The organism is Dyella sp. SG609 (assembly GCF_012275375.1).
Lineage (GTDB): Bacteria > Pseudomonadota > Gammaproteobacteria > Xanthomonadales > Rhodanobacteraceae > Dyella_D > Dyella_D marensis.
In genome coordinates this window covers 89,383-110,565 of the sequence record NZ_JAAZQJ010000005.1, presented here as the reverse complement: position 1 = coordinate 110,565, position 21,183 = coordinate 89,383, and the positions used below count along the sequence as shown (strand labels likewise).

The window sequence follows — 21,183 nt, the reverse complement described above, 5'->3', positions numbered from 1 at the left end:
CTATCCTTGCGCGATGAATCCCAGCTTTTCCCGCCTTCCCGAACCCGGCGCCGACGAGCGCGCCCACTCCGACCATCTGCTGGCGCGCCTGCGCGAACACATTGCCGCGCACGGCCCCATGCCCTTCGCCGAATACATGGGCCGCTGCCTGTACGAGCCGGGCCTGGGCTACTACAGCGCCGGCGCCACCAAGTTCGGCGCGGCCGGCGACTTCATCACCGCGCCGGAACTGGGCGACCTGTTCGCGCGTTGCGTGGCGAAAGTCATCGGCCCGGTGCTGGAACTGCTTGGCGACGAAGCCGACGTGCTGGAACTCGGCGGCGGCAGCGGTGCTTTCGCCGAATCCGCGCTGCTGGCCTTCCACGCCAACGCGCAGCTGCCGCGCCGCTATCTGATCCTTGAACCCAGCGCCGACCTGCGCGAACGCCAGCGCGAGCGCCTGGCCGCGGTGTTGCCGCCGGCACTGTTCGCGCGCGTGCAATGGCTGGACCGCCCGCCGGAAGAAGCATGGCGCGGTGCGCTGTTCGCCAACGAAGTGATCGACGCCCTGCCCACCACGCGCTTCACCTTGCGCGCGGGCGAGGTCTACGAGGAATACGTCGCGCTCGACGGCGAAGGCCGGCTGATGCGCGTCGATCGTCCCGCCGACGCGCTGGTCTCCGGCGCCGTGCGCCATCTGGAGCGCGATACCGAAAGCAGCTTCGCCGACGGCTACCGCTCCGAAGTGCTGCCGCAGCTGCCGTACTGGATGCAGGCCATCGCCGGCTCGCTCACTGCCGGCGTCATGTTGTTTATCGACTACGGCTACGTGCGCCGCGAGTACTACCAGCCCGGCCGCAGCGACGGCACATTGATGGCGCACTACCGCCACCACGCGCACGCCGATCCGCTGTTCCTGCCCGGCCTCAACGACCTCACTGCCTCGGTGGATTTCACCGCGCTGGCCGAAGCCGGCAACCAGGCCGGTTTCGGCGTGGCGGCGTACCTGCCGCAGGCGCAGTTCCTGATCGCCGCCGGCCTGCAGCAGGCCTTCGAAGACGCCTATGCCGACGCACCGGACGAAGCGGCGCGCTACCGCCTGGCCCAGCAGGTGAAGAAGCTCACCTTGCCGGACCAGATGGGCGAACGCTTCCAGGCGATGGTGCTGGCGCGCGGCATGGACGTGGTGCCGCTGCCGGCCCAGATGCTCGAAGCCGATCAGGGCGACCGGCTGTAAGGGAGCGCCGTCGCCGCTGCCGGCGACGGCAGTACGTCAATGCAGGACGGGCGCCGCGCCCGCCGATCCCTGCTCCGCCTGCAGCGGCTTCACCGGCGTGTTGTCGTCGGGCCGCTTGCCCAGCTGGCGCGACTTATAAAGCTCCGCCGCCACCTGGTAGTAAGCCGTCGCCTCGTCCACCTTGGTGCGGTCCACCGGCTGCACGGGCACGCCGTCGCCGGTGTCGTAGTCCGGGCGAAGCTGTTCGAGCTTGCGCTGCGGTTCCAGCACGGTCAGCACGTCGTCGCGCAGATAGCCCAGCTTCTCGTAGGTGGCGGGGAAGGCGCGCTCGCGGCCGGGTTCCAGCTGGAACAGGTCGTAGCCGAAGAAGCGGCTGCGGTAGCTGAAATTCAGCATGCCCAGCACCGTGGGCATGATGTCGATCTGCGCCATCAGCCGGTGCACGCGCTGCGGCGGGATGTGCTTGGGCGCATAGATCCACAGCGGGATGTGATAGCGGTTGATCGGCACGCTGGTGCGGCCCGCGCTGGAGGCGCAGTGGTCCGCGGTGATCACGAAGATGGTGTCGTCGAAATACGGCTTGCTGGCGGCGCGCTTGAGGAAGTCGGCGATCGACCAGTCGGTGTAGGCCACCGCCGCCTCGCGCGTGCCGTTCTTTTCCTTCACGCGGCCGGCGGGCACGGTGAAGGGGCGGTGGTTCGAGGTGGTCATGATGTGCAGGAAGAACGGCTTGCCTTCGGCGTGAATGCTGTCCATCTGGCGCATCGCCAGGGTGTACAGGTCTTCGTCCGCCACGCCCCACACGTTCTCGTGGTGGATCGGGTCGTCCTTGTTGATGTCGTTGCGGTCGACCGCCCGATACCCGTTGTGGTTGAAGAAGTAATTCATGTTGTCGAAGTAGCCGTAGCCGCCGTAGACGAAGTCCGACTGGTAGCCGCGCGCGTTGAACACGTTGGCCACCGAGAACAGGTCCTCGTTGTTGTGCGCCTTGATCAGCGAATCGCCCGGCGTCGGCGGAATGGCCAGCGACAGCGCCTCCAGGCCGCGCACGGTGCGCGTGCCGTTGGCGTAGAGGTTGTCGAAGAACAGGCTCTGGTCGACCAGCTTGTCGAGGTTCGGCGTGATGCCGCGGTCGTCGCCGAAGGTCTGCATGAAGTCGGCCGAGAAGCTCTCGATGCTGATCAGCACCACGTTCAGGCGCTTCTCCGGCCCTTCGTGGCGGATCTCGCGGGTGAGATCGCGCGGGTCGTTGCTGACAAACGTGGCCTCGGGCGTCTTCAGCATGGTGCGCACGTCGCGGAAGGCGCGCTCGTCCGGCAGGGTGGTGTAGAAGCGCGAGTATTCCAGGTGGCTGCTGCGGAAGGCGGCGAAGAACTCGTAGATGCCGTTGCCGGAGAGTTCGTTGACGAAGTTGTTGTCGGTGCGGTCCTTCAAGGTGCCCTTGAAGGCGGCCACGGTCACCACGGTCAGCACCAGCCACACCAGCGCCACCTTGGCGCGCTGCCAGAAGCGCGTGCCGGCGTCGCGCGTGCGCAGCCCGCGGCGGCTCACCAGCAGGGCGATCAGCACGGTCAGCGCCAGCAGGCCCAGCCAGCGGCCCAGCGGATACGACTCGCGGATATTGCCGATCACCTCGGTGGTGTAGACCAGGTAATCCACCGCGATGAAGTTGAAGCGCGTGCCGAACTCGTTCCAGAACACCAGTTCCGACGCGCCCACGAACATCAGCCAGTACAGCATCAGCGCCGCCAGCAGATACAGCGCCCACTGGCCCGTGCGCGACACGTAGGCGCGCCGCGGCATCAGCCACAGGAACAGCACCATCGGCCACGCGATGTAGATGTAGGTGATCAGGTCGTACAGCAGGCCCACGCCGAAGGCGTAAGCCCAGTACAGCGGGCTGTGCGGCACGCCCTTGCCCGACATCACGAGCAGGGCCACGCGGGTGATCGCGCCGATCGCCACGTAGGCGAAGGCCAGCCACCACAGGGGGCGGAAACGCTGGCGCAGGGGCGAAGCGGAGGAATCGGCGGCTGACAAGGGGCGGCTCCGGAAATCGTGTGGGGGCCCGTCGTTGCAGGACGGCAACAGGCATCCCGGGCGTTATACAACGGAATGGCTTAGCCGTAGCTTCCGCGCAGGGCCGCAATGGCGTCGATACGGGCCTTTTCCATCGCCGCGCCCACCGCCGGCCCCTGCAGCCCCTTGGCCACGAAGGCGCCGGCGCCGATCGCCGCCGCGGCGGCGCGCGCGGCGCGCAGATACGCGGCTTGCGGGTAATCGCTGTGTTCCAGGCCCAGGCGGCCGCGCTTGTCGGCCTCGCAGGCGGCCAGGAACACCTCCAGCCGTTCCGGGCGGCGCAGCGCGTCCAGCGCGCCGAGCACGCGCAGCACGGTGGAGGGCTTGAGCTCGAAGGCGCGATGCGCGTTCAGGTGCTCGCGGCAGACCTGCTCGGCCAGCGCGGCGAATTCGGTGGGCACGCGCAGGCGCGCGCACAGCTGGCGCAGCGGTTCGACGCCGGCCTCCTCGTGGCCGAGATGGCGCGGCAGCACGTCGGCCGGCGTCAGCGCCTTGCCGAGGTCGTGCGTGAGCGCGCAGAAGCCGACCAGCTCGTTGCCCGGCGCGATGCGCGCGGCCATGTCCAGCACCATCTCGATATGGATGCCGGTGTCGACCTCCGGATGGTATTCGGCGCGCTGCGGCACGCCGTACAGTGCATCGATTTCCGGAAACAGCACGGCCAGCGCACCGCTGGCGCGCAGCACCTGCAGGAAGGCCGAGGGGCTCGGCTCGCCCAGCGCGCGGCGCGTTTCCTGCCATACGCGCTCGGGCACCAGATGATCCACTTCGCCTTCGCGCACCATGCGGCGCATCAGCTCCATGGTTTCCTCGGCCACGGTAAAGCCCAGCGGCGCGAAGCGCGCGGCGAAGCGCGCCACGCGCAGCAGGCGCACCGGGTCTTCGACGAAGGCGGGCGAGACATGGCGCAACACGCGCTGCTCGATATCGCGCGCGCCGCCGAACGGATCGACCAGGCCCCCGGCTTCGTCCATGGCGATGGCATTGATGGTGAGGTCGCGCCGCTCCAGGTCCTGCTCCAGCGTCACCGCCGGGTCCGCATGCACGGCGAAGCCGTGGTAGCCGCGGCCGGTCTTGCGCTCGGTGCGCGCCAGCGCGTACTCCTCGCCGGTGTCCGGATGCAGGAATACCGGGAAATCCTTGCCCACCGGCTTGTAGCCGAGCGCAAGCAGCTGCTCCGGCGTGGCGCCGACCACCACGTGGTCGTGGTCGCTGACGGGACGCTGCAGCAAGCGATCGCGGACGGCGCCGCCGACTAGATAGATACGCATGGCCGCGATTCTGCCATGCGCGGCGCCGCGGCTCAGCGCATGGCGCGATAGCGGTCCAGCCGCCGCTGGCGCGGCGAACCCTGCAGCAGCACCGGCAGCCAGGGCGTCAGCGGCTCGGCGCGGATGCCCAGCGCGGCATAGCCGTCCTGCTTGCCCACCGAGTCGGTGCGCAGGGTCAGGAAGTTGTCGTAGGAGAACGGCTTGCCCGGCAGCAGCTCGGCCAGGCGCGCCTGGATCCGGCCCAGCGCATCGGGCAGCGGCAGGATGCGCGTGCGCAGGCCGAGCGTGTCGCGGATGCCATGCACGATCTCGCCCAGGGTCAGTACCTCAGGACCGTACAGCTCGAACGTGCGGTCGATGCTGAGCCGGTCGTCGGCGATGCAGCGCGCGAAGGCTTCCGCCACGTCGCCCGCATAGGTCGGCGCCAGCCGCGATCCGGCGCGCGCCAGCGGCAGGACGGGCATCAGGCGCAGCAGAGCGGCGAAGCGGGAGACCAGGCCGTCGTTGGCGCCGAACATCACGCTGGACTGGTAGATGGTCCAGTCCAGGCCGGACTGGCGCACCACCGCCTCGGCTTCGCCGCGCGTCTTCAGATAGCGCGACAGGCCCTGGCCGGCCTTCAACGCGCTCATCAGATGCAGGCGTCCGACGCCAGCGGCCTGGCAGGCGCCGGTGACCCGGCGCGCCAGTTCCACATGGATTTCCTGCAGCGAACGGCCGCTGGCCGGATGCAGCGAGCCGATCATATGGATCACCGCATCGGCGCCTTCGAACTGCCGGCGCAGCGCATTGCCGTCGTAGACGTCGGTGCTGTGGATCTCCACGCCCGGCACTACCGCCAGCGCGCGGCGCCGCTCGCGGTTGCGCGACAGCAGCACGATGCGGTGCCCGTCCATGGCCAGCCGCGGCACCAGATAGCTGCCGACGAAACCGGTACCGCCGAGAATGACCAGACGCTTGGCGCTCATGACGGAAACCTCACTGCGAAGGACTGTTCGTGGCATCGCCGGCCGGCGGTGCGGGCACCGTGGCGGCCTCCGCTGGCGCCACCGCCGCCGCGGGCGCCGGGCAGCTCACCGGGCGGCGCGGCGTGTTGCGGTCGGGCAGCGCATAGGCCTGGCCGATCGCGGTCAGGCGCGACGCCAGCGGCGTGGCGTTGCCATTGAGGCGCCAGTCGTAGATCACCGCGAAGGACATCACCCGCGCCACGTACTCGCGGGTCTCCTTGAACGGCATGCTGGCCACGAACAGGTCCGGCGGCAGCGTGCCGCGCGCGGCCAGCCACTGGTCCAGGCGGGCGGGGCCGGCGTTGTAGGCGGCGCTGGCCAGCCATGGCGCGCCGTTGAAGCGTTCGGCCATCTGCGCGAGATAGCGCGTGCCCAGCACGATATTGGTCACCGGGTCGTACAGCGAATCGGCGCCGGCCCAGTTCAGCCCGTTGCGCCGCGCGACCATCGCCGCGGTATCCGGCAGCAGCTGCATCAGCCCGCGCGCATTCGCGCCGGAGCGCGCATCGGCGGCCCAGGCGCTTTCCGCGCGCAGGATCGCGTAGGCCCAGGACGGATCGATGCCGGCCTCTTCGGCCTGCGGCACCAGCCCGTCCTGGCTGGCCAGCGGAAAGCGCTGCTCGTAGTAGCGCAGCGCCTCGCCCTTGTTGAAGGTGAACACCGCGCGGTCGTACCAGCCGCGGCGATAGGCAAGGTCCACCGCGAGTTTCAGCGTGGCCGTGTCGGCGCCGTCCAGCGCCTTGCCCCATTCGCGCCGCGCCTGCCGCGGCAGGCCCACCGCATACAGCTCGAACGCGCGCTGCAGGCCGGCATGGGCGAGCAGGGCCTGTTCGCGCGGCGGATCGGGCGGCAAGGTCAGCGGGCAGATCGAATACGGCACGTCGAGCTCGTCGGCGGCCATGAAGCCGAAGAAGGTCGGTTCTTCCGACAGCGGCGCCAGCAGCTTGCGCGCTTCGTCGTCGCGGCCCAGCGCGGTGAGCGCGCGCGCGCGGAACCAGCGCCATTCGCCGTCCTGTTTCTGTTCGGGCGTCAGCGCGTCGATCGCGCTCAGCGCGGCCTGCCAGTTCTGCTGTTCCAGCGCCACGCGCACGCGCCACTCGCGGGTGGCGTCGGTCTGCGCCGGCGGCGGCAGCGAGGCGAGGCGCTGCAGGGCGTCGTCGTTGAAGTCGGTGGCATGGAACAGCGCGAGCGCGGAAAGAATGCGGCGCTGCTGTTCCTGGGTGAACTTGAAATGGCCGCGCAGCTGTTCCCAGTGGCTGTCGGCGACACTGGACTGCCGCCGCGCCAGCCGTTCCAGCGCCAGCATCGCGGCCTGCCGGCTGCGCGGCGTGTCGGGCCAGGTGCCGGCTTTCGCCGCGGCGCCGCCCGGATCGCGCAGCGCCATGGCGATGCGCTGGCCGGCCTGTGGGTCGTCGCCCGGCAGCCACGCCGCAAGCGCGGCCACGGTGCCCGCCTGGCTGGCGTCGGCGGCGCGGTCGATGCGGTCCCACAGGCGCTGCGCGGTGAGCAGGCCCTGGTCGTGCGCCGCGGCGATCACCGGATCGCAGGCATTGGGCAGATTCGGCTTGTTCCACAGCGTGGCGAGGTCGCGCTGGAAATCCAGCGCGGCGCCCTGCGTGGACGGGCCCGACTGCGCCGACGCGGGCTGCGTCTGCGCCAGCCGCGCCTGCAGCGCGTCGCAGGTCAGCGCATCGCCCAGGCCCGGCTGGTACAGCGACTGGAAGGTGGTCCAGTCCTTGCGGCGCGCCAGCTCCAGCAGATAGTCGCGGCGCAGGTCGCTGGCGGGAATCAGGTCGGGATAGCGCTTGAGGTAAGCGTCGACCGGCGCGCGGTCGAGCTGGCGCAGGTCGTGCGTGAGCGCGGCGGCTTCCAGGTACGGATACAGCGGATAGTCCGCGAGGTTCTGCGCCTGCGCGCGCCAGGCATCGCCGCCTTGCTGCGCGGTGGCATAGGCCTGCTTGAAAGCCGCGCGCTGTGCGTCGGTGGGCTCGGCGGCGTGCGCGAAGCCGGCCAGCAGCAGGCCGGCGGCAAGAGCGAGCAGGGAAGGGGCGAGACGCCGCGGCGCTGCGTGAACAGGCATGAAAACTCCTTGTGCGATGGCTTATCTGGACGAAGCAGCCGATCGATTGCGCAGTGTAGGCCGGACGATTCCTAGTCGCGGCCCCGGACCAGCCCGGCAGAATGTCAAAACTCGGCTGAGTCCTACGTTAAAGCGCGTCTTCACGCCGTCGAGCAGCGCCATGCCCCTGCTAGACTTGCCCGCTCCCAAGGCGCCATGGCCGGCGCGATTCCACAGGTAGCGCATGTCGTCCACGCCGTCGCTTTCGCCCCGCGCGCGTCTTCTGCTCTGGCTGGTGCTGGCGTTCTGCGCCTTCGCCGGAGCTTTGTGGTGGTGGCTGCTGGGCCGGCCGGTGGCGTTGCCGGATGCGCCGTCCGCGCGCATCGCCTGCGTGTCCTACGCGCCGTTCCGCGAACCGGGCGAGACACCGTACGACCTCAAGGCCTTCATCAGCCCCGAACGCATCGACGCGGATCTGCGCGCGCTGTCGCAGCGCTTCGACTGCGTGCGCACCTATTCGCAGGGCCAGGGCCTGAGCGCGGTGCCGGAGATCGCCGGGCGCTACGGCATGAAGGTGATCATGGGCATCTGGCTGGGCCGCGATCCGGTGGCCAATGCCAGGCAGGTGGAACTGGGCATCGCCGAGGCGAAGGCGCATCCGGACGTGCTGCGCGGCGTGGTGGTCGGCAACGAGGTGCTGCTGCGCGGCGAGCAGTCGCCGCAGGCGCTGGCCGAGTATGCGCGGCAGGTGCGCGCGGCGATTCCCAAGTCGGTGCCGGTCACCTATGCGGATGTGTGGGAGTTCTGGCTGCGCTATCCGCAGATGGCCAAGTCGGTGGACTACCTCACCATCCACATCCTGCCGTATTGGGAAGACGAACCCGTGCCGCCGGAACACGCCGTGCGCCACGTGGCCGAGGTCTACCAGCAGGTGAAGAGCGCCTTTCCCGGCCGCGAGGTGATGATCGGCGAGACCGGCTGGCCCAGCGCCGGCAAGCCGCGCCGCGCGGCGCGCGCCAGCGTGGTGAACGAGGCGCGCTATCTGCGCGAATTCCTCGACTACGCCGGCAGCGTCGCCATGCCCTACAACGTGATCGAAGCCTTCGACCAGCCGTGGAAGCGCGCGCAGGAAGGCACCACCGGCGGCTTCTGGGGCATCTACGACGTGCATGCGCGGCCGAAGTTCGCCATGCAGGGTCCGGTGGTCGAGGAGCCGCGCTGGTGGCTGGGTTGGCTGGCCGGCGGCGCGGGTGCGCTGCTGTTCGTGCTGGCCGGTGCGTTGCGCCGCGAATGGCGCGGCACGGCGGGCTGGGGCGTGCTGCTGCTCGCGGGTTTTGCCACCGGCACCGCGCTGGCGTGGCAGTACCGGCAGATGCTCTATGCCTGCCGCGACCTGCTCGAGTGGGCGCTGTCCTGGGCCGGGTGCGCGGGCGGGCTGGTCACCGCGATCGTGCTGGCGCGCTGGCTTGCCGCGCGTATCGGCGGCGTGGCGTCCACGGTGCTGCCTGGCGGCTGGCTGCGTTTCGCCTGGCTGTTCCTGCTTGCGCTGGAAGGCCTGCTGCTGGTGTTCGACGGCCGCTATCGCGACTTCCCGCTCGGCCTGGCGCTGCTGCCCTGCGTGGGCTACGGCCTGGCCGGCTGGCTCAGCGGCTGGACGCAGACCGCCGGCCTGCGCGTGGAAGAACGCTGCCTCGCCATCCTGGTGCCGCTGCTCGCGGCCGCGGTGGTGGCGCAGGACATCGGCCTCAATCCGGTGACCTGGCTATGGCTGGGCCTGAACCTGGCGATCGCCGTTCCCGTCCTCATCGGCTGGCGCCGCATCGGCCTGCAAGCGAATCAGCCGTAGGCAGCCCACCAGCAGCGCGAACGCGCCCGCCTCGAAGCAATACAGCTGCAATGCCAGCACGCCGCCAGCGGCGGCCAGCCACGCGCTGGCCGGGTGCTTCCAGACCAGGGCCAAGGCGGCGAAGGCCAGCGCGGCCCAGCCGTAGCCATAGCCGAGAAAGCCCAGCACCAGCATCTGCCGCCCCTGGCACCAGGCCGGCGCGGTGGCGGCGGCTTCGCACAGGTGGCCGATCGCGGCCGGTTCGATCAGGCCGTAGCGGATCCACGCCGCGAGCGCGGCGATCAGGGCCAGCAGCAGCCAGGGCAGGGACAGGCGCAGGAAGTTCATCGGCGGAGTTTGTGAGGTCGCGGCGCGACATGCTGGGGGAGGCGGATTTCCGCCGCAACCGGCAAATGATCCGAAAACGCCTGCGGCAGCGCCCACAGCTTTTCCAGCCGCAGCGCCTCGGAAGTGAGGATATGGTCCAGCGCCTTGCGCGGCCGCCAGCTGGGAAAGGTAGGCGTGGCCTGCGCCGGCGGCACCAGGCTGCACTTGGCGAACAGGTGGCGCATCTCGGTGCTGTTGGCGTCGGTGTTGAGGTCGCCCATCAGCACCGCGTGCGGGAATTCCTGCAGCACCTCGGCGATAAAGCCCAGCTGCTTCGCGCGCGCCGTGGCGCTCAGCGAGAGATGGGCGATCATCACCGCCAGCGCGTCCTGGCCCTCGCCGAAGCGCGCCAGCAGCGCGCCGCGGCCGGGGATGCGGCTGGGCAGCTGGTAATCGAGCACGCTGTGCGGTTCCAGCCGGCTGATCAGGCCGTTGGCGGTATGCGCCAGCCGCGCCATCGGACGGTTCGGCTGGTGGCTCCAGAACGGCATGCCGGAGGTCTCGGCCAGGTAGCGCGTCTGGTTGAGGAAGCCCGAGCGCAGGCTGCCGGCGTCGGCTTCCTGCAGGCCGATCACGTCGAACTGCGGCAGTACCTCGGCCAGGCGGTCGAGGTTGTCCAGCTTGCTGCGGCCGGGCAGCATGGCGTTGAGGCTGCGCGTGAAGTATTCGCTGTAGCGCTGCACGCTGGCGCCCGCCAGGATATTGCAGCTCAGCAGCCGGAGGCGGCGTTCGGCGGGGGCGGGCGCGGCGGCAGTCATCGTGACGAGATGGGGACGGTGGCTCGGAAAAACCCGGCAAGCATGACCGCCCGGACGTGAACGCGGAGCCGCCGGGCGGCTCCGCGCGGCAGGCGCATCACTTGGCGCCGGACAGCTCGCGCTGGGCCAGCCACTGGGCCAGGGCCGAGAGCTGGTCCAGCGTCTTCACTTCGTTGCTGCGGTACTTGCCGTCGACCACGATGGTCGGCGTGCCGTCCACGCCCCACTTCTGGATCAGCTCCAGATCCTTCTTGATCTGCTGGGTCACCTCGGGCGAGGTGGCGATGGCCAGGAACTTGGCGCGGTCCACGCCCTGGGTGGCGTAGTAGTCGGCCAGCTCGTCCAGGGTGGAGATCGGATAGTGCTGGTCGAACTTCTTGGCGAACAGGTCCAGGTGGGTCTTGTCGGCCACGCCGAGCTTCTCGGCCGCGTAGTAGGCGCGGGCGTAGGGCAGCCAGGCGTCGCTGAAGGCTGCCGGCAGCAGCTTGAACTTCACGCCCGGCGGCAGCTGCTTGCGCAGTTCCTCGGCCTTCGGCGCGAAATGCGCGCAGTGGACGCAGCCGTAGGAGAACACCTCGACCACTTCCACCTTGCCGTCGGCGCTGTAGCGCTGGGCGGGGGCGGCCAGGGCGACGTATTCCTTGCCTTCCGTATACGGCGCGGCGGCATTGGAATTGGACGCCGTGCAGGCGCTGGTCAGGACCAGGCCGGCCAGCAGGGCGGCGACGCGCAGACGGGCAATACGCTTGAACATGGGGTCTCTCCGCGAAACCGGCGGCCGTGGCCGCCGTGACGAATCGTGATGGCGGGCTGTTGTACCCGACCTTTGTAGCGCGCTTCTGTGACGGGTCTTACCTGGCCGGCGCTTACTTGCCCGCCGCTTCCTTGGCCACCAGCCACTTGGCGAGATCGATCGACTGGTCGTAGCCGCCGGCGCTCTGCGCGGTGAAGCGGTACTTGCCGTCGATCACCATGGTCGGCGTGGATTCGACGCCGTAGGTGCGCACGAGTTCATCGGCGCGCTTGATCTTGGTGTTGATGCTGAAGGAGTTGGCCACCGCGACGAATTCCTTCGGATCGGCGCCGAACTTGGCGTAGACCTTGGCGGCGTCGTCGATGGTCGGCAGGTCGCTGCTGGGGCGCAGGCCGGTGCCGGCGGCGTTGGAGGAAGTGAGCTCCCGGGTATCCCACACGGCTTTGAAGATCGCCTCGTGCGCCTTCGCAGCCACGCCCAGCGCCTCGGCGGCGTAGTAGGCGCGCTGGAACATCGGGAAGTTCTCCGCCGGATTGAACGACACCGGCAGGTAGGACACCTGCGTGCCGGCCGGCAGTTCCTGCACCAGCTTCTCCATGGTCGGACGGAACTGGTTGCAGGCAGGGCAGCCGTAGGAGAACACCTCGGTCACTTCGATCTTGTCGGTGTTGCTGACCTTCGGCTGCGCCGGCTCGATGCGGAAGTAGTTCTTGCCTTCCACCCACTTGCCGTCGTCGACGAAGGCCTGGGCCGCGCCTGCGGGCACCGGTGCCGCGGCCGGGGCGGGCGTCTCGGCCTTGGCGCTGTCGCCGGCGGTACTGGCGGCGGCCGGGGCGGCGGTGGCGGCAGGCGCCGGCTGCTGCGCGGGCGCGCTGGCGGCCGGGGCGGGCGCGGCCGTGGAAGCCGGTGCGGCGGGCTGCTGGGCGGCGGTGCCGTTGTCGCTGCCCTGGCTGCAGGCGGCGATCGCCAGCATCGAAACGAACAGGAACGGCAGGCGCTTGCGCATGGGAAAACCTCGGATAACGGGGAGGGGAGACAAGAACGCCGGCCAGTGGCCGGCGTCGTCGATCGGATCGATCAGGGCGTGGCGGGCTTGGCCGCCGCGCTTTCCGTGGCGTGCAGGCCTTCGACGTAGCTGGCCACCGCGGCGATGTCCTTCTCGTCGAGCTTCTGCGCAATGCTCGGCATGATCCTGGCGTGCGCGTCGTCGCCCCAGCTGGTGCCGTCGTGCATGGCCTTCAGCGTGGCCTGGATGTACTGCGCGTGCTGGCTCGTGAGCTGCGGATACATGGCGCCCGGATTGCCGCGGCCGTCGATGCTGTGGCAGGCCATGCAGGCCGGCACGCCCTTGGCGGCGTCGCCCTGGCGGTACAGCTGCTCGCCGCGCTCGACCAGGGCCTGGTCGGCCACGCCCGGCAGGGCGCTCTTGCCGGCGAAGTAGGCACCGATGTCGTGCATGTCCTGCTCGGACAGCGGCGCGGCCATGCCCATCATGATCGGGTTCTGGCGCTTGCCGGACTTGAAGTTGGTCAGCTGCTGGACGATGTACTGCTCGCTCTGCCCGGCCAGCTTGGGGTACTGCGCGTCGCTGGAGTTGCCGTCCATGCCGTGGCAGGCGCCGCAGGCGGCGGCCTTGCCCTGGCCGGCGGCGGCGTCGCCGAGCTTCACGCCGCTGTGGGCGGCTTCGGCGGCGGCGGGCTTCTCGGCGGCGGCAGGCGCGGCGGCGGAGGCCGCGGCCGCCGGCTTGGCCGACGAGGCGGCGGCGGGCTTGGCGTCCTGTGCCGCAGCGATGCTGGCGGACAGCGCAAAGACCAGGGCTACGGCACAACCGAGTACAGCGGGCCGGGAACCAGCGGGCCGAAAACTCATACACTTGTCTCCAGAAGAACTGCTATGGCTGCACGGCGCGCATGGAATCGCACCCGTAACTGGCAGAAACCTTGGAATTATCCCTGCCCCACCGGGGTCGGTCAAACCATCAGAATCATCAAGTACATGGCCCCCAATCCGCTTCAGGGCGCCCGCTTCGTGCTGGCTGCTCACCGTATCGACCAACTTCCCATGGACAACGGCGCCGAGGTCGCGTTCGCCGGCCGCTCCAACGCCGGCAAGTCCAGCGCGCTCAACAAGCTCACCGGCCATCACGGCCTGGCGCGCACCTCCAAGACGCCGGGCCGCACCCAGCAGATGGTGGCGTTCGCGCTGCCGCCGCTGGCGCAGGGCGAGGGCGCCGCGCCGCTGGACGCGCGCCTGATCGACCTGCCCGGCTACGGCTACGCCAAGGTGCCCGAGCCGCTGCGCGAGCACTGGAAGCGCGAGATCGACGCCTACCTGCACCGCCGTCAGAGCCTGCGCGGGGTGGTGCTGATCGTGGACATCCGCCATCCGCTGAAGGAATTCGACCGGATGATGCTGGCCTTCTGCCAGGACACCGCGCTGCCCTGCCACGTGCTGCTGACCAAGGCCGACAAGCTCTCGCGCAACCAGGCCGCGCAGGCGCTGGCGGCGATGCGCAAGCAGTTCGAGGCTGAAGGGCTGCAGGCCGCCACGGCGCAGGTGTTTTCTTCCTCGGAAGGCACCGGCGTGGACGAGGGGCGGGCCGCGGTGATGGAACTGCTGCAGCGCGAGCGCAACAACCCGCCCGGCGCGTAGGCGCTCAGCGCGCGGCGCTGTCCACCGCTTCCATGAAGACCGCGCACAGCGCCTCCATGCCGGCGCGGTCTTCGTCGTCGAAGCGCGCGACCAGGGGGCTGTCCACGTCCCATACGCCGAGCAGGCTGCCGTCCTTGCGCACCAGCGGCACCACGATCTCGGAGTTCGACGCCGCATCGCAGGCGATATGCCCGGCGAATGCGTGCACGTCGCGCACCAGCTGCGTCTCGCGCGTCTGCGCCGCGGTGCCGCAGACGCCGCGGCCGATGGCGATGCGGATGCAGGCCGGCTTGCCCTGGAACGGACCGACCACCAGCTCGTTGCCGTCGTACAGATAGAAGCCGGCCCAGTTGAAGTCCGGCAGGCTGTGGAACACCAGGGCCGAGAAATTCGCCGCGTTGGCGATCAGATCCGGCTCGCCGGCGAGCATGCCGCGCATCTGTTCGCACAGGTCCGCATAGTGTTCCCGCTTGCTGGCGTAGGTGGCGGTGGCGACTTCGAACATGGCGGCGGATCCGGCGGCAAAGTCCGTATTATGCGCCCACTTCCCACAGGAACGCCGCATGAGCCTGCCCGCCGTATTCGTCGCCGGCACCGATACCGGCATCGGCAAGACCCACGCCGCCTGCGCGCTGCTGCATGCGCTGCGCGAAGCGGGCGAATCGGCCTGCGGCATGAAGCCGGTGGCGAGCGGCTGCGTGGACACGCCGGACGGCCGCCGCAACGAAGACGCCCTCGCCCTGCTCGCCGCGGGCAGCGTGCCGCTGCCGTACGAGCTGGTGAATCCCGTCGCGCTGCGCGAACCGCTGTCGCCGCACCTGGCCGCCGCGCACGAAGGCGTCACCATCGCGCTGCCGCCGCTGCGCGAAGCCTTCGACGCCTTGCAGGCCAGCCACGACCGCGTGGTGGTGGAAGGCGTCGGCGGCTGGCTGGTGCCGCTGGCGCCGGGCCTGTTCGCCTCGGATATCGCCAAGGCCTGGCAGCTGCCGGTGATCCTGGTGGTGGGCCTGCGCCTGGGTTGCCTCAGCCATGCGCTGCTGACCGCGCGCGCGGTGGTGGCCGATGGCTGCCGGCTGGTGGGCTGGATCGCCAACCGCATCGATCCGGCCATGGATGCGGCGGAGGAAAACCTCGCCACGCTGCGCACCCTGCTGCATGCGCCCTGCCTGGGCGTGCTGCCGCACGGCGAAGTGGAACCGGCGCTCGCCGCGCGCCACTTGAACGTGAAGTCGATCATTGCTTGACGCACGCTGGGACATGCTTGCCCGCAGGTCCCGCACAAGGAGTTCCGCATGGCCAGCCGCAGCCACTTCTATCTCTCCATCGACGACCTGGGCCACGCCCGCGGGCCCGAGCCCAGCCTGAGCTACGAAGGCGCCGGCCCGAGCGACTTCGCTGCGGCGCTGCAGCAGGCACTGCGCGAACCGGGCCTGTTCGAGCGCTGGCGCGCGATGCAGGAAGAACCGGACGAAGTCGATCCCGCCCTGGGCAAGACCGACCCGTCGGCGCAAGTAAATGCGCAGGTCGCCGACCTGCATACGGAAGTGGATCTGATCACCGACCTGCCGATGAGCATCGTGCGGCATCGTCTGAATCTGCTGATCGGTCCGAGCTGGAAGCTGCGCGACATGCGCGCGGCGTAACGCCCTGGCGCGCCGCGGCGCCGCGGCGCGCTGACTTCCGGCCCTTGGACGCGTGCGCCGGCTGTGGTTACAGTCGGTTTTTTCATGCACCAAGGAAATTCCATGCCGCCTCTCCGCGCCCTGGCGATCGCCACCTCGCTCGCCCTCGCCGCCTGCTCGCAGCCGTCCAACGATGCGGCCAAGACCGCCGATCATCCGGCCGCCGCCGCGTCGGCGCCGGCTGCCGCCGAGGCGCCGTCGGCCAATCCGTTCTTCGCCGCCAGCACGCTGCCGTTCGGCGCGCCGCCGTTCGACAAGATCAAGGAGAGCGACTACCAGCCGGCGATCGAAGAGGGCATGAAGCAGCACCTCGCCGAGATCGAGCAGATCGCCAACAATCCGGAAGCACCCACGTTCGACAACACCTACGTGGCGATGGAAAAGGCCGGCGCGCTGCTCACCCGCGTCAACCACGCCTTCGACGCCGTCACCGGCGCCAACACCAGCGACGCGCTGCAGAAGGTGCAGGAAGACGAAGCGCCCAAGCTCGCCGCGCACCAGGACGCGATCTACCTCAACGACAAGCTGTTCAAGCGCGTCGAAGCGGTGTATCAGCAGCGCGAGTCGCTGAAGCTCGATGACGAATCGCAGCGCCTGGTCGAGGTGGTCTACAAGAACTTCGTGCACCACGGCGCCAAGCTGTCCGAAGCGGACAAGGCCAAGCTGAAGGAACTCAATAAAGAAGAGTCCACCCTCAGCACCCAGTTCACCAACAAGCTGCTCGCCGCCACCAAGGCCGGCGCGCTGGTGGTGGACGACAAGGCCAAGCTGGCCGGCCTTTCCGACGGCGACATCGCCGCCGCCGCGCAGGACGCCAAGGAACGCAAGCTGGATGGCAAGTGGGTGCTGCCGCTGCAGAACACCACGCAGCAGCCGCAGCTGCAGAGCCTGAGCGACCGCGCCACGCGCGAGGCGCTGTTCAAGGCCTCGTGGGACCGCGCCGAGCACGGCGACGACAACGACACCCGCGGCCAGATCGAGCGCATCGCCCAAGTGCGCGCCGAGCAGGCCAGGCTGCTGGGCTTCCCGAACTACGCCGCGTGGCAGCTGGAAGACCAGATGGCCAAGACGCCGGATGCGGCGCTGAGCTTCATGCACAACCTGGTGCAGCCGGCCACCGCGCGCGCGCAATCGGAAGCCAAGGACATCCAGGCGGTGATCGACCAGCAGAAGGGCGGCTTCAAGCTCGAAGCCTGGGACTGGAGCCGCTACGCCGAGCAGGTGCGCAAGGCCAGGTACGACCTGGACGAGAGCCAGATCAAGCCGTACTTCGAGCTGGACAACGTGCTGCAGAACGGCGTGTTCTACGCCGCCAACCAGCTCTACGGCCTGAGCTTCAAGGAGCGCAAGGACATCCCGGTCTACCAGCCGGACGTGCGCGTGTTCGAAGTGTTCGACAAGGACGGCACCTCGATGGCGCTGTTCTATTGCGACTACTTCAAGCGCGACAACAAGAACGGCGGCGCCTGGATGAGCAACTTCGTCGATCAGTCCAAATTGCTGGGCGCCAAGCCGGTGGTCTACAACGTCGCCAACTTCACCAAGCCCGCGCCGGGCCAGCCGGCCCTGCTGTCGTTCGACGACGTCACCACCATGTTCCACGAGTTCGGCCACGCGCTGCACGGCATGTTCGCCGACTCGCAGTACCCCACGCTGTCCGGCGCCAACACCGCGCGCGACTTCGTCGAATTCCCCTCGCAGTTCAACGAGCACTGGGGCACCGATCCGAAGATCTTCGCCCACTACGCCAAGCACTATCAGACCGGCGAGCCGATGCCGCAGGCGCTGGTGGACAAGATCAAGAAGGCCGGCAGCTTCAACAAGGGCTACGACATGACCGAGCTGGTCGCCGCCGCCCTGCTCGACATGAACTGGCACAGCCTGGGCGCCGACGCGCCGAAGCAGGACGCCGACAAGTTCGAGGCCGAGGCGCTGAAGAAGGACAAGATCGACCTCAGCTACGTGCCGCCGCGCTACCGCTCCAGCTATTTCCAGCACATCTGGGGCAATGGATACGCCGCCGGCTACTACGCCTACCTGTGGACGCAGATGCTGGCCGACGACGGCTTCGAATGGTTCAAGGAGCACGGCGGCCTGACCCGCGAGAACGGCGACCGCTTCCGCGCCATGATCCTGTCGCGCGGCAACACGGTGGAGCTGGGCAAGCTGTATCGCGACTGGCGCGGCAAGGACCCCAGCGTGGAGCCTATGCTGATCGACCGCGGCCTGAAGGCGGAGCCGGCGGCGAAGAAGTAATCCCGGTGTCGTGGCTTATCGGTGCACCAGATGGCGCACCGATAAGCCTGACGGCGTCCTGCCGGAAAGACGGGGCGCGCAGTGCAGCAATGGTTGTACGGAAAGGAAACGTTTTTCGCATTCACTTAAGGAGAAGGTCATGCAAAAACTGCCGTCCATGCTTGCATCCATCGTTCTGTCGGCCGCGTTCGGCCTGTTCGCCGCCGCATCCGCGGCGCACGCGCAATCCGCCGGCGTGGCCTTGTCGTGCGGCGTCAACGTCTGCGACGCCACCGCGACCAGCCCGGGCTCGCCCGCGCCGTTCGTCTACAACTGGTCGTTCACCGGCACCGCGCACCTGTCCGCGCCGTTCCACTGCAACAACAGCGGACCGCTGGGCCACAAAGCCGAATGCACGTTCCAGTGCCTGCAGCCGTACAACGACCACATCATCATGAAGGTCACGGTGCAGGACGCGACCGGCGCCTACATCGGCGATGCTTCGGCCGGTGCGGTCTGTAACGGTACGGCCGGCGACATCTGAGCCGGCGCAGGTTTTCGATCGGAAAGGGCCGGCCTGTGCCGGCCTTTTTCATGCCGCCAGCGCGTCCGCGCGCACCGCGCCCGGGCTGGTGCCGCTCACCCGCTTGAACAGCCGGCGGAACGCGGCTTCGCTGGCGTAGCCCAGGCGTTCGGCGATCGCCGCCACTGAGAGCTGGCGTTCGCGCAGCAGCTGCTCCGCCACGCTCACCCGCCACTGCGTGACGTATTGCATCGGCGGCATGTGCATCAGCTGGGTGAAGCGTTCGGCGAAGGCCGAGCGCGACATGCAGGCCAGCGCGGCCATCGAGGGCATGGTCCAGGGTTCGCCGGGTTTCTCGTGCACGGCATGCAGCACCTTGCAGATGCGCGCGTCGGCCAGCGCGGCGAACAGGCCCTGGCGTTCCGCGCTGCGGCTGGCGTAGTCGCACACGGCCAGCGCGAACAGCGTGTCGGCCAGCTTGTTGAGCAGCACCTGGCGGCCGGCCTGCCGGGACTGCGAGACCTGCACCATCATCTCGGCGAGCTGGCGGAACATGCTGCCGGCCTCGCTGGAACGCACCACGAAGCAGGGCGGCAGGGCGTGGCTCAAGGGATGCCGCGCATGCGCGGGGAAATGCAGCTCGCCGCAGATCAGGCTGGTGGCATCGTCGTCGTGGCCGGCGCCGCGCAGGCGGTGCGGATCGCCATGCGGCAGCACCACCAGGTCGCCCGCGGCCAGCTCCATGCGCAGGCCGATCGCCTTGCTTTCCACGCGGCAGTGGCCGGCGCCGACCAGGTGGAACAGGCCGCAGTGGTAGCGCGGTTCCTCCAGGAACCAGGAGCCGCAGTACTGCAGCTCGGCCACGATATCGACGCGCAGGTTCGACTGGAGCAGCAGGGCTTCCAGCGCCGGAGATACGGCACAGGGTTGGGCTGGGCCGGTTTGACCTGGCATGGGCTGGCCCGGGATAGAGCTGGGCAAGGCGGACATGGGCGTTCCTTTCGCAGCGGTTCGCCCAAAGCTTCGGTGCGGAGGGGCCGGCGGTTACATGCCGCCGGCCTGCAGTTCGCGGAGCAGGCCGGCGTCGACCCACTGCCGCAGCAGGGTGGCGAGGCGGGCCACGGCCTGCCCCGGCGGTGCGTCCGCCGCGGCCAGCTCGCACAGCGCAGCGAACGGTTCGCCCCGCGCCGCCGCGGCCAGCAGGGCCGCTTCGGCCGGCTCCACCGCGCGGTAGCGCACGGTCAGTTCCTGGCGCCATACCAGCAGGCGCCGCGGCCGCGCGCGCCGGCGCAGATGCGGACGCGCCGCAGCGGCGTCCACCGCAGTGCGGAAGGCGTCGACATTGGTGGACAGCGCCAGCCACTGCAGGTGCTGCTGCGGCAGCAGGCGCAGCTCGGCCCAGTCCTGCGGCGCGACGGCGGCCAGCGCTTCGGCGCCGATAGCCGGTTCGTCCGCGGCGTCGAAACAGGTGGAGATCGCCCAATCCAGTTCGGCCGCCTCGGCGAAGGCCGGCCGGTCGCGCCAGGGCAGCGCGTAGCGCAGGAACGCGGCCAGCCCCGCGCCGTGCCAGCGCAGGTTGTAGTGCTCGGAGGGGCAGGCGTCGATATAGCGGTCGAGCAAGGCGTTGAAGCGGCGCCCCGCCACGCTGGCGAGGGTGGGGAATTCGTTGCCGAGCGCTTCGCGCAGGCGTGCGCGGTAGCCGTGGCGGTAGATGGCGAGCCGGCTCTTCGCATCGGCGATGCCGTCGCCGACCAGCTCGGCCAGCGGCGTTGCGGCCGATGCCATCACCGCCCGCTGCAGGCGCAGCTGCAAGGCCTGCAGCTCGCTCATGCGGCCGCCTTCGCCAGGGGAGCGGCCAGCCGGCGCGCGTGTTCCAGCTCGGCCAGCAGTTCGCTCAGGGGCGGCATGTGGTCGTCGCGCTCGATCATGGTCGACACGGCGCCGAAGCGGCGCACCGCGGCTTCGTACAACGTCCACACCGGCGTGGGCACCGGTGCGTCGTGCGTATCCACCAGCAGCGCCTCGCCGTGTTCGTGGCCGGCGAGATGGAACTGCTGCACGCGTTCGACCGGAATGCCGTCGAGATAGCGCAGCGCATCGAAGCCGTGATTGCGCGCGCTGACGTAGACGTTGTTGATGTCCAGCAGGATCAGGCAGTCCGCGCGCCGCGCCACTTCGGCCAGGAACTCCCATTCCTCCAGCTGCGCATCGGCGAAACGGATATAGCTGGAGACGTTCTCCAGCAGGATGCGCCGCCGCAGCCGCTCCTGCACCTGGCGCACGCGCGCGACCACGTGGTCCAGCGCTTCCTCGGTATACGGCAACGGCATCAGGTCGTGCAGGTTCACGCCCTGCACGCCGGTCCAGCACAGATGGTCGGACACCCAGGCCGGCTCGATGCGCCGGGCCAGCGCGTCCAGGCGCGCGAGATAGCCTTCGTCCAGCGGATCGGTACCGCCGATCGACAGCGACACGCCGTGCATCGCCAGCGGAAAGCGCGCGCGGAAACGTTCCAGCCATACCAGCGGCAAGCCGCCGGGGACCATGTAGTTCTCGGAGACGATCTCCAGCCAGTCGACACTGTGCGGGCGGTCGAGCAGTTCCTGGTAGTACTCCACGCGCAGGCCGAGGCCGTAGCCGAGGTAGGGCGGGCGCTCGTTATCGACATGGCTCATTGCGCGTTACCTCCTCAGTCTTCAAGAGTGAAGCCTTCTCCCATCGGGAGAAGGTGGCGG

Annotated in this window: 20 protein-coding genes; 7 read left to right on the top strand and 13 right to left on the bottom strand. The window is 69.2% G+C overall.

Going from position 1 to position 21,183, the window contains the following annotated elements; translation table 11 throughout:
* The first annotated feature begins 13 nt into the window (after positions 1-13).
* Entirely contained in the window at positions 14-1,216 is a 1,203-nt protein-coding gene (locus tag FHW85_RS11000; RefSeq protein WP_168648261.1) for an SAM-dependent methyltransferase, read from the top strand.
* A gap of 36 nt (positions 1,217-1,252) precedes the next feature.
* Here FHW85_RS11000 and FHW85_RS10995 read toward each other — a convergent pair whose 3' ends face one another.
* The 4 genes from FHW85_RS10995 to FHW85_RS10980 form a co-directional block, all read right to left on the bottom strand.
* A complete protein-coding gene (locus FHW85_RS10995) occupies positions 1,253-3,256 on the bottom strand; it encodes an LTA synthase family protein (RefSeq protein ID WP_246866726.1) in 2,004 nt (667 codons plus the stop codon).
* Positions 3,257-3,336: 80 nt separating this feature from the next.
* Entirely contained in the window at positions 3,337-4,566 is a 1,230-nt protein-coding gene (locus tag FHW85_RS10990; RefSeq protein ID WP_168648260.1) for a multifunctional CCA addition/repair protein, read from the bottom strand.
* Between the two features lie 32 nt (positions 4,567-4,598).
* On the bottom strand, positions 4,599-5,534 hold the full coding sequence (locus FHW85_RS10985; RefSeq protein ID WP_168648259.1) for a complex I NDUFA9 subunit family protein: 936 nt from the start codon (positions 5,532-5,534) through the stop codon (positions 4,599-4,601).
* A 10-nt stretch (positions 5,535-5,544) separates the two neighbouring features.
* The gene (locus FHW85_RS10980) at positions 5,545-7,653 is read right to left on the bottom strand and encodes a transglycosylase SLT domain-containing protein (protein ID WP_168648258.1); all 2,109 of its coding nucleotides are present in this window, start codon (positions 7,651-7,653) and stop codon (positions 5,545-5,547) included.
* Between the two features lie 223 nt (positions 7,654-7,876).
* Between FHW85_RS10980 and FHW85_RS10975 the strand changes: the two genes are divergently transcribed.
* A complete protein-coding gene (locus FHW85_RS10975) occupies positions 7,877-9,478 on the top strand; it encodes a glycoside hydrolase family 17 (RefSeq protein WP_168648257.1) in 1,602 nt (533 codons plus the stop codon).
* On the opposite strand, the gene FHW85_RS10970 is transcribed toward FHW85_RS10975, so the two are convergent.
* The 5 genes from FHW85_RS10970 to FHW85_RS10950 form a co-directional block, all read right to left on the bottom strand.
* Positions 9,395-9,805 carry a hypothetical protein gene (locus FHW85_RS10970; RefSeq protein ID WP_168648256.1) on the bottom strand — a complete coding sequence of 137 codons (411 nt, stop codon included), beginning with the start codon at positions 9,803-9,805 and terminating at the stop codon, positions 9,395-9,397. The two genes, FHW85_RS10975 and FHW85_RS10970, sit on opposite strands and share 84 nt — an antisense overlap.
* Positions 9,802-10,602 carry an endonuclease/exonuclease/phosphatase family protein gene (locus tag FHW85_RS10965; protein ID WP_168648255.1) on the bottom strand — a complete coding sequence of 267 codons (801 nt, stop codon included), beginning with the start codon at positions 10,600-10,602 and terminating at the stop codon, positions 9,802-9,804. Before FHW85_RS10965 ends, FHW85_RS10970 begins: the two co-directional genes overlap by 4 nt.
* 97 nt (positions 10,603-10,699) lie before the next feature.
* Positions 10,700-11,356, bottom strand: coding sequence for a thiol:disulfide interchange protein DsbA/DsbL (locus FHW85_RS10960; protein WP_167253630.1), 657 nt, complete (start codon positions 11,354-11,356; stop codon positions 10,700-10,702).
* 112 nt (positions 11,357-11,468) lie between these two features.
* The gene (locus FHW85_RS10955) at positions 11,469-12,362 is read right to left on the bottom strand and encodes a thiol:disulfide interchange protein DsbA/DsbL (protein ID WP_168648254.1); all 894 of its coding nucleotides are present in this window, start codon (positions 12,360-12,362) and stop codon (positions 11,469-11,471) included.
* Positions 12,363-12,433: 71 nt separating this feature from the next.
* Positions 12,434-13,225 carry a c-type cytochrome gene (locus tag FHW85_RS10950; RefSeq protein WP_167253634.1) on the bottom strand — a complete coding sequence of 264 codons (792 nt, stop codon included), beginning with the start codon at positions 13,223-13,225 and terminating at the stop codon, positions 12,434-12,436.
* Positions 13,226-13,351: 126 nt separating this feature from the next.
* Here FHW85_RS10950 and yihA point away from each other — a divergent pair, with 126 nt between their 5' ends.
* Entirely contained in the window at positions 13,352-14,008 is a 657-nt protein-coding gene (yihA, locus tag FHW85_RS10945; RefSeq protein WP_167253636.1) for a ribosome biogenesis GTP-binding protein YihA/YsxC, read from the top strand.
* 4 nt (positions 14,009-14,012) lie between these two features.
* On the opposite strand, the gene FHW85_RS10940 is transcribed toward yihA, so the two are convergent.
* Positions 14,013-14,513: a GAF domain-containing protein gene (locus FHW85_RS10940; RefSeq protein ID WP_167253638.1), complete on the bottom strand. Its 501-nt coding sequence runs from the start codon at positions 14,511-14,513 to the stop codon at positions 14,013-14,015.
* 58 nt (positions 14,514-14,571) lie between these two features.
* Between FHW85_RS10940 and bioD the strand changes: the two genes are divergently transcribed.
* The 4 genes from bioD (at position 14,572) to FHW85_RS10920 (ending at position 18,469) form a co-directional block, all read left to right on the top strand.
* A complete protein-coding gene (bioD, locus tag FHW85_RS10935) occupies positions 14,572-15,252 on the top strand; it encodes a dethiobiotin synthase (RefSeq protein WP_168648253.1) in 681 nt (226 codons plus the stop codon).
* A 48-nt stretch (positions 15,253-15,300) separates the two neighbouring features.
* The gene (locus FHW85_RS10930) at positions 15,301-15,651 is read left to right on the top strand and encodes a hypothetical protein (protein WP_168648252.1); all 351 of its coding nucleotides are present in this window, start codon (positions 15,301-15,303) and stop codon (positions 15,649-15,651) included.
* Positions 15,652-15,753: 102 nt separating this feature from the next.
* Positions 15,754-17,946: a peptidyl-dipeptidase Dcp gene (gene dcp, locus FHW85_RS10925; protein ID WP_167253644.1), complete on the top strand. Its 2,193-nt coding sequence runs from the start codon at positions 15,754-15,756 to the stop codon at positions 17,944-17,946.
* A 139-nt stretch (positions 17,947-18,085) separates the two neighbouring features.
* Positions 18,086-18,469: a hypothetical protein gene (locus FHW85_RS10920; RefSeq protein WP_168648251.1), complete on the top strand. Its 384-nt coding sequence runs from the start codon at positions 18,086-18,088 to the stop codon at positions 18,467-18,469.
* Between the two features lie 48 nt (positions 18,470-18,517).
* Here the strand turns inward: FHW85_RS10920 and FHW85_RS10915 are convergent, their stop codons facing one another.
* The 3 genes from FHW85_RS10915 to FHW85_RS10905 all read right to left on the bottom strand — a co-directional run bounded on the left by FHW85_RS10915 (position 18,518) and on the right by FHW85_RS10905 (position 21,123).
* The gene (locus tag FHW85_RS10915) at positions 18,518-19,402 is read right to left on the bottom strand and encodes an AraC family transcriptional regulator (protein WP_168648250.1); all 885 of its coding nucleotides are present in this window, start codon (positions 19,400-19,402) and stop codon (positions 18,518-18,520) included.
* A 90-nt stretch (positions 19,403-19,492) separates the two neighbouring features.
* Positions 19,493-20,278, bottom strand: coding sequence for a DNA-binding domain-containing protein (locus FHW85_RS10910; protein WP_168648249.1), 786 nt, complete (start codon positions 20,276-20,278; stop codon positions 19,493-19,495).
* Positions 20,275-21,123 (bottom strand): DUF692 domain-containing protein, encoded by an 849-nt coding sequence (locus FHW85_RS10905; RefSeq protein WP_168648248.1) that lies wholly within the window; start codon positions 21,121-21,123, stop codon positions 20,275-20,277. Before FHW85_RS10905 ends, FHW85_RS10910 begins: the two co-directional genes overlap by 4 nt.
* Positions 21,124-21,183: the final 60 nt, after the last annotated feature.

Bases quoted from the DNA above. Each gene is read 5' to 3' on its own strand.
- FHW85_RS10905 (WP_168648248.1), bottom strand. From the start codon at position 21,123: ATGAGCCATGTCGATAACGAGCGCCCGCCCTACCTCGGCTACGGCCTC.
- FHW85_RS10955 (WP_168648254.1), bottom strand. From the start codon at position 12,362: ATGCGCAAGCGCCTGCCGTTCCTGTTCGTTTCGATGCTGGCGATCGCC.
- FHW85_RS10965 (WP_168648255.1), bottom strand. From the start codon at position 10,602: ATGACTGCCGCCGCGCCCGCCCCCGCCGAACGCCGCCTCCGGCTGCTG.
- FHW85_RS11000 (WP_168648261.1), top strand. From the start codon at position 14: ATGAATCCCAGCTTTTCCCGCCTTCCCGAACCCGGCGCCGACGAGCGC.
- FHW85_RS10990 (WP_168648260.1), bottom strand. From the start codon at position 4,566: ATGCGTATCTATCTAGTCGGCGGCGCCGTCCGCGATCGCTTGCTGCAG.
- FHW85_RS10915 (WP_168648250.1), bottom strand. From the start codon at position 19,402: ATGCCAGGTCAAACCGGCCCAGCCCAACCCTGTGCCGTATCTCCGGCG.
- FHW85_RS10960 (WP_167253630.1), bottom strand. From the start codon at position 11,356: ATGTTCAAGCGTATTGCCCGTCTGCGCGTCGCCGCCCTGCTGGCCGGC.
- FHW85_RS10910 (WP_168648249.1), bottom strand. From the start codon at position 20,278: ATGAGCGAGCTGCAGGCCTTGCAGCTGCGCCTGCAGCGGGCGGTGATG.
- dcp (WP_167253644.1), top strand. From the start codon at position 15,754: ATGCCGCCTCTCCGCGCCCTGGCGATCGCCACCTCGCTCGCCCTCGCC.
- bioD (WP_168648253.1), top strand. From the start codon at position 14,572: ATGAGCCTGCCCGCCGTATTCGTCGCCGGCACCGATACCGGCATCGGC.
- FHW85_RS10920 (WP_168648251.1), top strand. From the start codon at position 18,086: ATGCAAAAACTGCCGTCCATGCTTGCATCCATCGTTCTGTCGGCCGCG.
- FHW85_RS10970 (WP_168648256.1), bottom strand. From the start codon at position 9,805: ATGAACTTCCTGCGCCTGTCCCTGCCCTGGCTGCTGCTGGCCCTGATC.
- FHW85_RS10950 (WP_167253634.1), bottom strand. From the start codon at position 13,225: ATGAGTTTTCGGCCCGCTGGTTCCCGGCCCGCTGTACTCGGTTGTGCC.
- yihA (WP_167253636.1), top strand. From the start codon at position 13,352: ATGGCCCCCAATCCGCTTCAGGGCGCCCGCTTCGTGCTGGCTGCTCAC.
- FHW85_RS10930 (WP_168648252.1), top strand. From the start codon at position 15,301: ATGGCCAGCCGCAGCCACTTCTATCTCTCCATCGACGACCTGGGCCAC.
- FHW85_RS10940 (WP_167253638.1), bottom strand. From the start codon at position 14,513: ATGTTCGAAGTCGCCACCGCCACCTACGCCAGCAAGCGGGAACACTAT.
- FHW85_RS10985 (WP_168648259.1), bottom strand. From the start codon at position 5,534: ATGAGCGCCAAGCGTCTGGTCATTCTCGGCGGTACCGGTTTCGTCGGC.
- FHW85_RS10975 (WP_168648257.1), top strand. From the start codon at position 7,877: ATGTCGTCCACGCCGTCGCTTTCGCCCCGCGCGCGTCTTCTGCTCTGG.
- FHW85_RS10980 (WP_168648258.1), bottom strand. From the start codon at position 7,653: ATGCCTGTTCACGCAGCGCCGCGGCGTCTCGCCCCTTCCCTGCTCGCT.